General features: G+C 67.2%; 16 protein-coding genes. All 16 read left to right on the top strand.

Annotation, left to right across the window (positions count from 1 at the left end):
* The first annotated feature begins 173 nt into the window (after positions 1-173).
* The 16 genes from NQK81_RS01495 to NQK81_RS01420 all read left to right on the top strand — a co-directional run bounded on the left by NQK81_RS01495 (position 174) and on the right by NQK81_RS01420 (position 13064).
* Positions 174-1256 carry an AAA family ATPase gene (locus tag NQK81_RS01495; RefSeq protein WP_257486688.1) on the top strand — a complete coding sequence of 361 codons (1083 nt, stop codon included), beginning with the start codon at positions 174-176 and terminating at the stop codon, positions 1254-1256.
* A gap of 270 nt (positions 1257-1526) precedes the next feature.
* Complete coding sequence (locus NQK81_RS01490) at positions 1527-1922, top strand: hypothetical protein (RefSeq protein ID WP_257486687.1); 396 nt, start codon at positions 1527-1529, stop codon at positions 1920-1922.
* A gap of 238 nt (positions 1923-2160) precedes the next feature.
* Complete coding sequence (locus tag NQK81_RS01485; protein WP_257486686.1) at positions 2161-2502, top strand: hypothetical protein; 342 nt, start codon at positions 2161-2163, stop codon at positions 2500-2502.
* Between the two features lie 292 nt (positions 2503-2794).
* Complete coding sequence (locus tag NQK81_RS01480; protein WP_257486685.1) at positions 2795-3076, top strand: hypothetical protein; 282 nt, start codon at positions 2795-2797, stop codon at positions 3074-3076.
* 641 nt (positions 3077-3717) lie between these two features.
* On the top strand, positions 3718-4086 hold the full coding sequence (locus NQK81_RS01475) for a hypothetical protein (protein ID WP_257486684.1): 369 nt from the start codon (positions 3718-3720) through the stop codon (positions 4084-4086).
* Positions 4083-4676, top strand: coding sequence for a hypothetical protein (locus NQK81_RS01470; RefSeq protein WP_257486683.1), 594 nt, complete (start codon positions 4083-4085; stop codon positions 4674-4676). The genes NQK81_RS01475 and NQK81_RS01470 overlap by 4 nt, the downstream gene beginning before the upstream one ends.
* A gap of 230 nt (positions 4677-4906) precedes the next feature.
* The gene (locus NQK81_RS01465; protein WP_257486682.1) at positions 4907-5242 is read left to right on the top strand and encodes a DUF4326 domain-containing protein; all 336 of its coding nucleotides are present in this window, start codon (positions 4907-4909) and stop codon (positions 5240-5242) included.
* A gap of 498 nt (positions 5243-5740) precedes the next feature.
* Positions 5741-6352 carry a hypothetical protein gene (locus tag NQK81_RS01460; RefSeq protein WP_257486681.1) on the top strand — a complete coding sequence of 204 codons (612 nt, stop codon included), beginning with the start codon at positions 5741-5743 and terminating at the stop codon, positions 6350-6352.
* Between the two features lie 213 nt (positions 6353-6565).
* Positions 6566-7225, top strand: a complete 660-nt coding sequence (locus tag NQK81_RS01455) for a hypothetical protein (RefSeq protein ID WP_257486680.1) — start codon at positions 6566-6568, stop codon at positions 7223-7225.
* Between the two features lie 126 nt (positions 7226-7351).
* Positions 7352-8095, top strand: a complete 744-nt coding sequence (locus NQK81_RS01450; RefSeq protein ID WP_257486679.1) for a hypothetical protein — start codon at positions 7352-7354, stop codon at positions 8093-8095.
* 322 nt (positions 8096-8417) lie between these two features.
* A complete protein-coding gene (locus tag NQK81_RS01445) occupies positions 8418-9059 on the top strand; it encodes a hypothetical protein (protein ID WP_257486678.1) in 642 nt (213 codons plus the stop codon).
* A 205-nt stretch (positions 9060-9264) separates the two neighbouring features.
* On the top strand, positions 9265-9816 hold the full coding sequence (locus NQK81_RS01440) for a hypothetical protein (protein ID WP_257486677.1): 552 nt from the start codon (positions 9265-9267) through the stop codon (positions 9814-9816).
* Positions 9817-10550: 734 nt separating this feature from the next.
* Positions 10551-11210 carry a hypothetical protein gene (locus NQK81_RS01435; protein WP_257486676.1) on the top strand — a complete coding sequence of 220 codons (660 nt, stop codon included), beginning with the start codon at positions 10551-10553 and terminating at the stop codon, positions 11208-11210.
* Positions 11200-11454, top strand: coding sequence for a hypothetical protein (locus NQK81_RS01430; protein WP_257486675.1), 255 nt, complete (start codon positions 11200-11202; stop codon positions 11452-11454). Before NQK81_RS01435 ends, NQK81_RS01430 begins: the two co-directional genes overlap by 11 nt.
* A 214-nt stretch (positions 11455-11668) precedes the next feature.
* Positions 11669-12130: a hypothetical protein gene (locus NQK81_RS01425; RefSeq protein WP_257486674.1), complete on the top strand. Its 462-nt coding sequence runs from the start codon at positions 11669-11671 to the stop codon at positions 12128-12130.
* Between the two features lie 451 nt (positions 12131-12581).
* The gene (locus tag NQK81_RS01420) at positions 12582-13064 is read left to right on the top strand and encodes a hypothetical protein (RefSeq protein ID WP_257486673.1); all 483 of its coding nucleotides are present in this window, start codon (positions 12582-12584) and stop codon (positions 13062-13064) included.
* The last annotated feature ends 300 nt before the right edge of the window (positions 13065-13364 follow it).

Genomic DNA, 13364 nt, shown 5'->3' with positions numbered 1-13364 from the left:
CGCGGGCCGAACCTCGGATGCACCCCCGGCCACGGCCTGATGTCCGGCACGCAGACCACCGGCCCCGGCCGAACCGCCCGGCGACTGCCGGCCTAGGCGTGGAAAGCCCAGGTTGCCGGTGGTCCCGCAGTTGCGCAATTCACCCCCCGCCGACCCCGTGAAAGCGAGCGTCCATGCCTGCCTCCACCATCGTCGAGTCCAACGGCCAGTTCCGCTTCTACGGCGCCTCCGTGCGCAACCACGACCAGTTGCCCGTGGCGACCTACGCCATCGATTTCAACCCACTGTCCGGCGGCCACAGCCTCCGCAAAGTCGCACCCCTCTCCCCCGGCGAGGGGAAGATCTACGGTTCTCACGCCGAGCGGGTGGACCTCATCGTGGACCGCTACCCGAGGATGGACCGGTCCCTGGGCGCGATCCTCTCCGGCGACAAGGGTATGGGCAAGTCGCTCATGCTTCGCATGCTCGCCGAGCGGCTGCGCGAGCAGCTCGGGCTGCCGACGGTCCTCGTCCAGCACGCCACCTCGGGACTGGCGTCCTTTCTGGACGAACTAGGTGAGGTCGCGGTCATCTTCGACGAGTTCGAGAAAGTGTTCGCCAAGGACGGCGATGAGGACTCACAGACCCAGTTCCTGTCGCTCTTCGACGGACTGAGCACGGCCAAGCGTCTGTACCTCCTGTCGGTCAACGACTTGAGCAGGGTCAACGAGTTCCTGCTCAACCGGCCCGGCCGCCTGCACTACCACATGGAGTTCACCTACCCCGAGCCCGAGACGGTCGCCGCCTACCTGCACGACCAGGTATCCGCGATCACAGACGACCAGGTCGCCGAGGTCGTCGAATTCTCCCGGAAGTTCGCCTTGAACTTCGACCATCTCAGGGCCATCGCTCTCGAGCTGAGCCTGGGAGGGGAGTTCTACAAAGTGGTCAAGGAGCTCAACATCAAACGCAACCCCAGGGGCACCACCGCACGGGCGACCATCACCTGGGAGGACGGCAAGACCACCGTCATCTCGGGCTCCGTCGACCTGTTCGACAAGAAGGCCGACCAGTCGATCCACGACTACGACGCGGACCTCAAGCTGACGTTCTGCCTGAGCAAAGCGGATTTGACCGAGCAGGGGTTCGCCTTCCGCGCCGGTGACTTCAGGATCGAAGATCGCCGCGGCGAGTTCACGAAGGCGAAGGAGGGCGACCTGAAGGCCGCTGTCTCCCTCGTCATCGCGCTTCAGCAGAGCCGCCCTCTCAGCTTCTGACTCAGCGCGCCACCCACGGTCCGCCGAGGAGACCTCACCGTCCCCTCGGCCGGACCGGCCTGTCACCCGCTCCGCGACGGGACCCGCCGCTGTGTCGAAGCGCCGACCACGGCGGCGACGCGTACCCGTGCATCACGTCTTGCGTCCTGATCGGGGCGTCTCCGCAGTTGCTCGCCCACCCCCGGCCATCCCCGGCTATCGCCGAGCAGCAATCCACTGCCGCTGTCCACGCGACGACCCAGCCTTCGCGACATCTCTCGAAGGAGCGCTATGCCCAATGCCCCCGAACCGTTGACACTGCCCGCAGGTGCCGACGACACCGCGGTGCGCCGTTTGGTCACCGCGCACTTCGGTCCCGGCCACACGATCCTCGGCCTCACCGCTCCCGGCCCGCACCCCGGCATCCATCGCGCCACACTTGCCGCGCCATCCATGCCCAGTTGCGGCCTGATCAGCAACGGCTGGAAGCTACGGATCGAGCAGGTGATCGCGGTATCCAACCGCACCGCGTCCGCCGCCGACTCGGTGATGGCTCTGCTGCACGAAATCGGCATCGAGCCCTGCCGAATGTGCCGCCGCTGCTGGAAAAACTCCAGCATTCCTCCACACCAGCGCGCCTTCTGCTTCCCAGCCCCCGCCCGCCGTCCGGCACGTCACCGCCGGTGACGGCACCCAAGCCGACCTCGGCGAGCCCCTGGGGGGATTGCTAGCGACGCCCGCCCCGCGAGGACGACAGCGTCGAGAACAACCCAGCGCTTTTAAGCGATCCGGGCCGCACAGACCCGTGACGCCCGGCGAGCCCGACATTGGCCTCCGAATGGGCTGTGTCCGCACGTCACGGTGTGCCCTCACCACAGGCCGTCTCCGCCCTTCCTCCGTGACACGAAAGGAGAATCACGCCACCATGACCGCCAAGGCCCACACCGGCCGGCTTGACGGCGGAGCCACGCGTGCTGCCCGTGCCGCGCTCGTCGACCGCCTGACCGCCCTCCCGCAGATCACCACCGCGCGGATCACCTCCGACGTCGCACCGCTGCGGATCGAAGGCACCCTGCACGACAGGCGCCCGTACTTCTTCCGCGCCCATTGGGGAGAAGCGTCCCTATCGATCGCCGCCGTCGCAAAGAACCAGGTCGACTCCAGCGCGCTCACCAAACGCATCCCGTGCCCGTTCGGTCTCACCATCGAGACCGACGACGACACGCTGGACGTCATCAGCACCCTGCTGGAGCAGCACCATCTGTGACCTGCCGCTGGCCACAACGAACCTCGATCGAGGAGCCTCCAGCGTGTCCGCCCTCCGCACCCGGCCGAAGATCCACACCTAGCGCAGCCTCACCGCACACGGCGCCCAAGTCGCCACGACCCGATCATGGACGTCACCCCCAATACCCCGCAGGCAGTGGCCTGCGGTCCCAGAGCATCACGGCAAAGACGCGCTACTCACCCACCTCAGCCGCACCACCTGGTAGACACACGGCATCGAGCAGCAGCCGGCCCTCACCCAGTTCGGTATTCACGACTTTCAGGAGGAAAAGATGGGACAGCAGATCATTCGGCAGCCCGACGGCAAGTTCGCAATCTTTTCGTCCACGTCCGATGTCGGCTGCATCATCGTGTACGACGCCGACGCTGACGAGATCGTCGAGTGGTTCGCCGAGCAAGCAGCGAAGAGCGCCCGCGTACAGGCCACGAGAGCGCTGGAGCACGTCGCGGCAGGCGAACCGGACAAGACTTATCACCAGTTCGCGCTCACCTGGGAGGAAGTGTTGAAACTCGACCGCGAACACGATGGCACCGCGTGGAAGAGCTTCAGCTGAGGCACACGTCGCCTCCCTCTCGATTCGCTGCTCCCTGATACGGGGCGGCGCTGGTAACGACCGCCGCGGCGATGCTCGCTGCGCGTCCTCACACTGCGACGTGACCTCGTGGCAGCCAGGACGCTGAACGTCGGCCCCGTCTCAGCCGCGGCAAGCCACTTCGGCAGTTGCGGTGCGCGACGTCGAATGACACAGGGGGCCGCAGCGTAGCGCCACCGCCCAGCGGGCCGAACGCTGACTGTATTCGCTGGGATTCACACACTCCTTGGTGTAGTTGCGCCGGGTTGGGCGCCGCCTGCGGCCGCCTCGGTCGCAATGTTCTCCCCCAGGGGCCCGGATCGACACCGTTGCGTTCCTGCGCGATCCCTGCCTAGTCCTGCACGGAAGACCCGCCACCACGCGATCTTCCGCACCCGTTGTCCTCGGCCATTGCCGCAGCTTCCTCTTTTGTGGCCGCCTGATGAGCTGAACTGCGCCCGCCCACGTCCGCGGCCGGCGCGTCACCGATTGCCCGCTTCTCACCACGGACAGGCGGTCAACGAAAACCACCACGCCACGGTGCGACCGCCTATCCCGGCCCTCGCCCGCCCTCAACGCGCCGACCACCATCGCGATGCCTCAGAAAGGAGGCTCCCGTCACCATGACCACCGAGGACCGTGACGACGACTGGATGTACGGACCGGGCACCCTCGCCGCCCGCGCCGTACTCGTCAGCCGGCTGACCAGCGACCCGCGGATCGCCAGCGCGCGGGTCACCTGCGACGCCGCGCCACTCCAGATCGAGGGAGAACTGGATGACGAGCGTCAGTTCTATTTCCGCGCCCGTTGGGGAACAGCGGCCCTCTCGATCGCCCCGGTCGGGTACAGCCCGATCGACGCCGAGGTCCGCACGGAGCACATCGAGTGCTCGCAGTGGATGGCCACCGAGGACGTCGGCGAAGCGTTCACCCTGTTCGCCGCCCTGCTGGCCCTGCTGGAAGTTCATCCTCGACAGGAGGTGACGGAATGACCGACGTGCCCACGGATTTCGTGGAGGTGGGCCGGAAGGCCTTCCTCGCGGGCGAGCCCAGCATGGCCACACTCAACGCCACCGTGCGTGAGGCGATCAAGAACACGAAAGTCGGCACAGGAGCGGAGGACATCTTCTACCACTTCCAGCAGGGGTGGACCGAAGCGAACTTCGCCACCGGCGTCAGGATCCACTTCGACTCCCCAGTGAGCCCCGGAAATACCGCTTGCGCAAGCAGAACAGCCGAACCGAAACTGACCGGCGATCCCCGGGCCGTCACCTGCTGGCCGTGCCGGGATACCGAGGACTGGCTGTCGTACGCGGACATGGCCGATCTGGCGGACAGTCTGCCTGAGGCCACGGAGTCCGAGCCGGACAAGATCACGATCCTGCGTGAAGTGAGAGACAAGTTCTCGATGCGCAAGATCGAGGGAGTGGTCGTCGATCCGCAGACGGCGAACGCGATCCTCACCGTGTACGACTCGGATGCGGCGCGGGCCAAGCCCGAATTCCGGGAGAAGTTCGCGACGCTCCCGATCCTGCGTATGGCGAACGCGGCGTGGCGAACCGTGTCCGGCCGGCGTCACTAGCAGCAGAGTTCCCCCACCGTTCAGTCAGTCGAGACCGTCACACGTATGGCCGCTGTGCGGTCACGCCCGGGTTGTTGATCTGCGTGAAGCCAATCAGACCGCTGCCGACCCTTCGGGCACGGCCACGGCCTGATGCCCCCCACGCAGATCAACAACCCCTCGGCCGAACCTGCCACGCGATATTTCGCAGGGCAGGAGAGAAGTCGAGACACCGGTGAGGAGCACGGCATTTGGCACATCCGCTGGTAGTCCACTGCAAGCGCGCTCGCTTCGATGTCTACATCGGACGCGGGCGGGATTCGAAGTGGGGCAATCCGTTCAGGATTGGCGTCGACGGCACCCGCGAGGAGGTCATCGACCTCTACGAGGAGTGGCTGCGTGACCAGCCGCATCTCATGGCCGCGCTCGGCGAACTGACCGGGCGGATACTCGGATGCTGGTGCGCTCCGCGCGCCTGCCACGGTGATGTCCTTGCCCGGCTGGCCGCGCGCGTGCCGGTACTGAGTCCCTGGGGCACGTTCACACCTCTCGCCAGCGGGTTCAGCGGCGTCAAGCCGCCGTTCTAACCTCATGGAGTGTGGGCGCGCCGGAGTCTTTCCGGCCCGCCCGCGCCGTCTCTGACAGCGCCGCATGATCCGGCAAACCACCGTACTGCCGCCCCTGTTCCTCCCCACGTTCCGAGACAGATCGCAGGCACCTGTGCCGACTCGGCCACGGGGTGCTTCCTGTTCCGTCGTCACCCGCTCTCCCTGCTCGCGCAGCGACGCGGGCTTTTGCAAGTTGGCAACACATTTCGCGTCGAGCGAGCGGTCGCTGGTGTCGCGAACCGGGTGGTGCGGGCGCACGCTGGCCGACGTCAGCGTCGGTGTCAAACCGCCCGGACGGGCCGCAGCTGCCCTCCCTCCGGTCGGGCAACGGCCCGTCACCGGACGGTTTGACACCGCCACCTCCGCCGGCCGAGCGGCCAGCGCCCCACCCGGAACGCAACACCAGACCGGGATCCCTTGGGGCACAGCAGGCTACGCCGATTTCCGCCTCGTCCGGGATCCACGGAGGGACAGCACATGCCCGAGCACACCGATCGAGACATCATCACCGCAATCGACGACCTCACCCACGATGCCGCCACCTGGACGGCCGCCCCCGACAATCACATACCGTCCTGGGCGAAGGCCGACAATGGCCACATGATCGCCGTCGAGCTCGGCATCACCGGACCCGCCTTCCCCCAGCTCAGCGCGACCGACCCCGCCCCGGACATCGCGAAGTTGACCGGTGATCCCGGAGTTCGCTCTCACCGCCACCTGAGCGGGGTGCAGTTCTGGATCGGGCGCAACAGCGTCTCGGCGCTGCCGGTCAACGAGGGCGCCACCAAACTCCTGCGCTATCTGCTCGCCGCTGTACGCGACGGTCACTACATCGCCAGTGACGCCGATCGTGACAACGCCCGCGCGCTGATGGCCGCCCCCGGTGGCGGCCCCGTCATCCACGGTCCGTGCCTGGTCACCGGAGTCGCCGACGACGGAGGCGCGGCACCGCTGGACGAGAACTTCCGCGACTGGTTCACCGAGGTACTCGAGACCGTCGCCGAACAGCATGCGCTATTCATCGCTGAAGCCATCGCGCGCCAACTCGGAGCCGAGGCCGTGGACGTGACCATCTTCCGGCTGGGCTGACACAGTCGGGGTGCCTGGCCGGAGCAGACACTGCCGGGCACCGTGACCGTGCCCACCGACGTCGCTGCGCTCCTGCTCCGGCCCGCACCGTGCTCGCCGATCTGGAACACCTCGACGCCGAGCGCGCCCAGCACCTGGCCACCGCCCGGGACCACACCCACCACCCCGGATGCCTGACGCCACACCACAAAGCCAGCATCCCTGGAGGACACCATGGACCTTCCCGCCGAGCACTACGCCGTCACAACCCCCACCGGCACCCTGATCGGACACACCTGGCCCGGACCGTGGGCACGCCCCTACGTTCCAGCTGGCGGCCGCGAGAACGCCTGGTTCGCCCGCTCCGTCCACGACGACCCGACCGACCCCTTTCTGCACGACTTCTCCACCCCCGTGCAAGCTGAACAATTCCTCCGCGCCCGGGACCTGATCGCCGGTCGCGCCGAGACCGAAGCCGCCCTGCTCGCCCATCCCGAGCGGCGCACCACCGGCGACCGCGAGGTCCTGATATGGCTCGAAGGATCCGACGACCAGCCGCTGCCCGCCTGGTTCACCTACCACGACGGCCCCCGGTTCCGGACCGAAGTCGCCGACATCGTCATCGCGATCATCAACCGCGGCTACCGCGCCAACCACGAGATGGCGCTCGCCTACCGCGACGGCGACACCATCACCGTCATCGAACCCAACGTCTACGCGGACTTCCCCGACTACACCCCCGACCAGTTCAGGCCTGATGAGCACGGCCGCTACGCCCTCATCCCGCACGGCGCCTGGTACCCGGTCAACGGCGACGAGGAAAGCCCGACCGAAGAAGCAATGACCGCACGACGCTTCCGCGCCCACGCCTTCCTCGCACGCCGCCGCCGGTGACGCCCTGCCACACACCACCACGAGCACAGCACCCGGAACACCGGAATCGCGGCGGACAACCACACGAGACCGGCGACATCCCGATCTGCAACACACCTGCCCTCACACACGAAGGAGACACCTGGAATGCCGACCCCCGAAGACCAGCCGAGGGACGAGACAGTCTCGATCATCAATCCCGGCAGCGAAGCGATCCCCGACGCTCTCGAGGAACGCGCCGGCGAGGCGATGCGCGCCTATTTCAAGGAAGTCGTCGGCGAAGCCCCGCTGGAGCAGGCGCGGGTGCGGCGCGCATCGAACCTGGACGAAAACGGCCGATTCGGCTATGTCCTGACCCTCACCGCAGGCGGGGGCGTCGCGCCACGCGACGTCGATGTCCTGATGCCGGGACTGCCCGTCGATGTGCTCCGGCAGGCCGTGCTCCGGATGTACGTCGACGGCAGCTCGTGGATGTGGCCATCCGGGGTGAACGTCGGTCGTCGGATGATCAACGAAGAACTGGGCGAACGATCCCTTCACTACGGCTACGACGCCGGACTTCCCGACGAGCGACGCTTGGTCCGCGCCGCCTGGGGCGCTCGTGCCGTCATCACCGAAACTGGCGGCATCGACCTGCTCCCCGACCGGCAAACGGCGTTCGGACCAAAGCGCGACGTCGACGAACTGCTGGCGAACCTCAACCTCGACATCAACACGCGGTGGACCGACCGCGCGACCAGCCTGCTGTCCACCGGGGAAATGTCCAGTAAACGGGCCGGTGAGTTCATTCTCGTCGCCGACCGGGACATCACCGTCAAAGCCAACACCAAGGCCTCCAACGGCTACCTGTACGTGTGCGCCTATCCCACACCACTCGCCCAGAGCAGCTGACGCACCGCCAACGATCATCAAGTGCCCTGTGCGGCCCTGGACGTCTGGCCGCGCCGCACGCGTCTGCGAGCTTCGTTGGTGACTGAAACTCCCCGGCGGTCCGCCAGTGCTGGTGATCTGCGCGAAGCCGATCAGACCGCGCCCGGGTGCACGGCCTGATGTTCGGCACGCAGATCACCAGCTCCATGGCCGAAGTCACCTGGCGTCTTTCCACCCAACCCAGTCCAACCTCGAGATCGTGAGGTTGGACTGGCCGAACTGGCCGTCTTATTCGGGAAACGGCACCAGCATGAACGCTAAATCTTCGAGAGAACCCGGAGCAGTGCTCTACGACGGCACCCTCGCCACGGTCGCGGCGACCAGCGATCGCACGTGGCGGGTCATCGTGGCGGACCTGTTCGTCGCAACCTTGGTACTTGGCACACTTCCGGGCCGGTGGCGGGCCATCAGCCCAGACAGCACGCGGGTGGAAATCGGCGACAGCCCGCAGGCCGCGCTCGACGAGCTTGCCGCCGCGACCAGGCGGGTGCAGCGCGCCGAGGCGGCTCGCGGGCGCATGACTCCGGGCCAACGAGCGGCTCATGAGCTGCGCCGACTCCTGCACATCGGGACCCGCACACGGCGGTTTCGCAGCACCTCCAAACCCGGGCCGTCCGACCGGCACGAGGAAATCCTCGAAGCGATCGAGAACGACGTCGTCAACGTCGCCAACTCGCCGTTACACCCGCTGTGGGGTGCCTGCTGCTCCTACCGCGCGCACATCGAAGCCGGACGGCTTGCCGGACTGATCACCTGGTACGTGGGCCAGCTCAGCCCGTGGAATCTGTGCTCCCTACTCGCCGAAATGAGCGATGCGGGCGTGACCAACATCGGCGAAGGCGAGCGGTGGTTCACCAACACCCTTCGCCCAGCCCTGGAAGTCGATCCCTCGGGATCGCGCGTAACCCGAAGAAAGAAACCCTAGATCGACACACCCACCAGCTCTGTGGCCCTTGCAGCCCTCCCAGCAACAGGACTCCCGAGCAGGAGAGAGATGCCGATGGTGCCGCGCACCGGCGGAGCAACCGCACGCCAGCGCCCCGCCTGAGCGCGACACCACTCCGGTCTTTCTGGAGCACACCAGATCCAGCCAATCCCGCCTGGCCCGAGATCACACGTAAGGACAGCAGATGACCGAGCAACCCGAACGCGATCTCATCGCGGAAATCGACAACTTCATCACCACCATCACCACCGACGGCAGCTGGAGCGCCAGCTCCGATACCTCCGGCCCCCGGTGGCCACAGGCCGACGATGGGCACATCGTCGCCGTCATGCTGCACGAGACAGGCGGAGGCTGGCGCCAGCTCAGCTCCGCAGAACCCGTGTCGGACATCGCAGCACTGATCGGCGATCCTCTCGTCGCCCGGCGGTGGCTCCTTCACGGCGTCCAGGTCTGGGTCGGACACAACAGCCGCGCCACCGCACCGCATAGCGACGACTCGACCTACTTCCTGCACCGGCTTCTCAGCGATGTCCGCGACGGCAACTACGCGGCCGACGAACACGATCGCGACCACGCCCGCACACAGCTGAGCTCCCCCGACCACACTCCGGACGTCCACGGCCAGTGCGTGATCACCGGCGTAGCAGAGGACGGTGGCCCCGCACCGCTGAACGAGGACTTCCGCGACTGGATGGACAGGTTCCTTCACGAGATGAGGAGGCGCGGGCTCGCCTGAACCACGCTCAGGTGTCCGGCTGGGGCATGACCCGCCGGACACCCCGCCCTCACGACGCGTCTCCAACCTCACCCACCGCTATGCCTGGCACCGACCATGCCGCCCGCCCGGCGCGAGAAGTTTTGCGGCAGGCGAGCAACCACCGGCCTCGCCGTCGTCTTCACCGCTATCGGAGCGGCCGCGATGGCATCTGTCGGCCTCGCCGCCCTCAGCCACCTCGACGACCCGCGGCGCCGGGGACACCCAGCTTGTGGCCGAGCGCATCACCGAACTCCACGCCGGACCCACGGGTTTCCCAACCACCTCATGAGCGCCCGCGCGATATCACCGGCCCCCTGATGCTCCCTCAGGCCGCCCCTTTCCCTTACACCGCAAGCAATGCGAGTTGAGATGAGCGATTCCGAGCATCCCTTGCCGCGTATCAAATGCGATGTCCAACTCACCACCTTCGACCCGGTCGACGGCTCGCTGGGTTCGACACTCTGCGGGGTCGAGCATTACGCCATCCACGACCGCCCGGGATGTCCCCGGCATCGTCAATCCACCTGGGACTCCGCGCGATGCGATCACCGGTAGCCCGTCGATGCACCGGCCACCAACGCAGAAACGCACCACCTCCCGGCAGCCCATGCCCCGTCCGTGCGTGGGGCGGCACAGCACGTCGACCGTGTGCCTCTGCGTGCTCACCCGCCGGCCACGGCACCAACCCGCCGGAACCGAGTGAACGGATCCCCATGTCTCCAAGAACAAGCCCCGCGGCGCGTGACCGTGCCCGGCGGCACCCCCAGGCGCGGCTGCTCGCTGACCGCACCTGGCTCGCGCTCGCCGCGCTCGCCGAGTCCGACCCGGCCAACGTCGTCGCTGACGAGTTGCTGGCCGCGGCGCCCAGTGTGCAGAAGCTGAGCCTGCACAACCAGGTCACCCTGCTCGTTCAGGCCGGAGAGCAGCAAATCTTGCTACGCGACGTGGACACCGAGGCCGGATGGGCACGCCGCGGGCGCGTCACCACCCCGCAGGGCCTGCGGGTCGTGCGGCCCCACGACAAGCCGGGATGGCGCGGCCCCAGCGAATTCCGGGTCTCCTACCGCTGGGACTTCGCCCAGACCAAGCCCGCCGACGGCGACATCCCACCCCAGGCCACTCCCGCACCAGCCGGCGACCCGGCCGATCTCGCCGGGAACCTGATCGACCAACTCGGCAACCACGCCTACCGGGTCACCCCAGCTACCACCACCGTCATCGACCACCACACGTGCCAGATCTCCATCGCGGAAACGATCTGGCACGACGACCCGGCGACGGTGGTGCGGGTGCTCATCCCCGCCCTCGCCCACGTCCTGGTCTCCGGGTCCGAGCCCGAGCTGGGCGCAGTGGGTGATCACCGTGCTGGTTGAGTGCGTCATCGCCTACGACGGTGACGGAGGCCCGCGTGAGGTGCTGTTCGTCGACGGTGTCGAGGTGGCGAAGGTCGTTCGCTACGAAATCGACCCGGACGACCCGATGCTGCGCTACACCGGAACCGACCCGTGGCTGGATCGGCAAAATGCCATCGCGGCGACCGCGTCCCCCGCCGCCGCCGACCTGATCCGAACCTGGGCGGCGCAGACCGCCGAATCCCTCGCCGTCGACGACGACTAGCCCGACGACACCGACCTCTTGCGGCCACGTCGGCCCGGGGAGCAACACGTGCCCGGGAACGCCGCTCAGATCCAGATAGCCACGTGGCCCAGACGGACGGACGAGGCACGACGTGTCCCGCGTCCCCGTCCCGGCAACTCACCACGCGCTCGCCCGGTCGTACCCCATGACGTTGCCAACCCTTCAGCGTCCCCTGTCCAGAAAGGGACTTCGCATGTCCGCACTGATCGTCTCCAGTGGACACATCGACGTTCTCGTCCACGCCCTGACCCAGTATGGAGTCGTCCCCTCCGACCTCGGAGCCGACGCACTGCGTGATCTGGGGCAGATGCTGTGGCAGGAAAACCACACCTCCGTCCACCACCTCTCCGGCGACGACAGCGCCACACCGCGCTACACGCGGCAGGCCACCACGAAACCCCTCGATCCCATCGCCGTACTCAAGGCCGTGTTCGTCTACGACTACCAATCCCGTGACCATCCAGAGTGGACAGGCAGCGAAGCGCACGCGCTCATGGAGTCGCTTCACGCTGCGATCCTCGCGCAGCACCCAGATCTTGATGGGACGGCGACCGTCTCCTTCGGCGAGATCCGCCGCTACCGCACGCTGCCCGCCTGGGAGAACCTTCCTTGGGGCTCGACGACATTACGAGACGCGCGCCTCCGCTCCACCTGATTCGCCCGTCACCCGCGATACGACTACCGAAGAGACCGCGTTGCCGTCGGACGCCACGGAGTTTAACCGGCTCGCTGGGTTCCCCGACGAGACCAGCACCGTCAGACCTGCCGACGGGTAATCGAGTTCGGCGGGAAAGGCGACGCCTGCCCGTCCGGTCGGGGCGCGCGCACGGTGCGCCCGCTCCGGGCCGGGGTCAAGCCGGGAAAGCGCCGGCTTGACCCCTTTCCCCGGTGCGGGCGCGACCCGAGCTCGCCCCGACATCCGCATCCCGGGTCCCGACGCACTCCGATTCGCCCCTGTCTGAGCAACAACGACCCGCTGCCACGGGCGTGCCCTCCCTGACGGGCTGAACCCCGGCGTTCGGAAACCAGGATGTTCGTCCAGGACGGGTGACCCGGTCAGTGTGTCGCCGCTTCGGTCGTTTTTCCCTACTCTGGAAGGCTTTCGCATGTCTGCTCAGCTCGTGTCCACCGGTCACATCGATGTCCTTGTCCACGCCCTGGTCCAATACGGAGTTGTCGCGCCGGACCTCGACCCGAAGAAACTCAGCGGTCTGGGGAAGAAGCTGTGGCAACAGAACCACACGGCGGCCAACCACGGCTCCGGCCTCGATGCTGCCGCGCCGCGCTACCGGTGGCGCACGACCGACACCGTCCTCGAGCCGATCGTCGTGCTCCGGGCGCTGGCCTACTACAACTACCACTGCTGCGGGTACCACGGCTGGTTCGGCAGCGACGCCCACGGCCTCATGGACGCACTGCACACCGCGGTCCTTGACCAGCATCCCGACCTCGGCGAACTGGTGAACACCCGATTCGGCAAGATCTACCACTACACCACCCTTCCTGCCTGGGAAGCGACCCCGTGGGGCATCGAGAAGCTGGAGGATGTTCTGCCCGCGCCAGCCTCAACCCGTCGAGCGGGCCGATAGACGCCGCAATGGCCGGGAGGCCATCGGGCATGCCGAACGCGACATCAAGACGATCGAGTCGGCGTAACCAGCCGAAAACCCTTATGACGGCGACACTGACGTTCGCCAGCGGACCAGCTCGTGCCGAACTAGAAGCGGCGGCGTCTCGGCGTCGACGACCTCAACAACAAGGGCGCCTGCGGCGGATCGGCGCGGGTGAAGAGGACCGGGACCAGGAGCCCTGCAGCGGAGGTGATCGTCTTCGCTGGTGCCGCTGCCCGCGACGACTGGGATGCCGCAGCCTGCACCGGGGTCGTGGAA

The sequence above is a fragment of the Amycolatopsis roodepoortensis genome (genome assembly GCF_024628825.1).
Classification (GTDB): Bacteria; Actinomycetota; Actinomycetes; order Mycobacteriales; family Pseudonocardiaceae; genus Amycolatopsis; species Amycolatopsis roodepoortensis.
Note: the sequence above shows the minus strand (reverse complement) of the source record. Positions and strands in the feature narration are given on the sequence as shown.

Bases quoted from the DNA above. Each gene is read 5' to 3' on its own strand.
- NQK81_RS01475 (WP_257486684.1), top strand. From the start codon at position 3,718: ATGACCACCGAGGACCGTGACGACGACTGGATGTACGGACCGGGCACC.
- NQK81_RS01480 (WP_257486685.1), top strand. From the start codon at position 2,795: ATGGGACAGCAGATCATTCGGCAGCCCGACGGCAAGTTCGCAATCTTT.
- NQK81_RS01455 (WP_257486680.1), top strand. From the start codon at position 6,566: ATGGACCTTCCCGCCGAGCACTACGCCGTCACAACCCCCACCGGCACC.
- NQK81_RS01460 (WP_257486681.1), top strand. From the start codon at position 5,741: ATGCCCGAGCACACCGATCGAGACATCATCACCGCAATCGACGACCTC.
- NQK81_RS01485 (WP_257486686.1), top strand. From the start codon at position 2,161: ATGACCGCCAAGGCCCACACCGGCCGGCTTGACGGCGGAGCCACGCGT.
- NQK81_RS01425 (WP_257486674.1), top strand. From the start codon at position 11,669: ATGTCCGCACTGATCGTCTCCAGTGGACACATCGACGTTCTCGTCCAC.
- NQK81_RS01450 (WP_257486679.1), top strand. From the start codon at position 7,352: ATGCCGACCCCCGAAGACCAGCCGAGGGACGAGACAGTCTCGATCATC.
- NQK81_RS01420 (WP_257486673.1), top strand. From the start codon at position 12,582: ATGTCTGCTCAGCTCGTGTCCACCGGTCACATCGATGTCCTTGTCCAC.
- NQK81_RS01495 (WP_257486688.1), top strand. From the start codon at position 174: ATGCCTGCCTCCACCATCGTCGAGTCCAACGGCCAGTTCCGCTTCTAC.
- NQK81_RS01440 (WP_257486677.1), top strand. From the start codon at position 9,265: ATGACCGAGCAACCCGAACGCGATCTCATCGCGGAAATCGACAACTTC.
- NQK81_RS01470 (WP_257486683.1), top strand. From the start codon at position 4,083: ATGACCGACGTGCCCACGGATTTCGTGGAGGTGGGCCGGAAGGCCTTC.
- NQK81_RS01490 (WP_257486687.1), top strand. From the start codon at position 1,527: ATGCCCAATGCCCCCGAACCGTTGACACTGCCCGCAGGTGCCGACGAC.
- NQK81_RS01435 (WP_257486676.1), top strand. From the start codon at position 10,551: ATGTCTCCAAGAACAAGCCCCGCGGCGCGTGACCGTGCCCGGCGGCAC.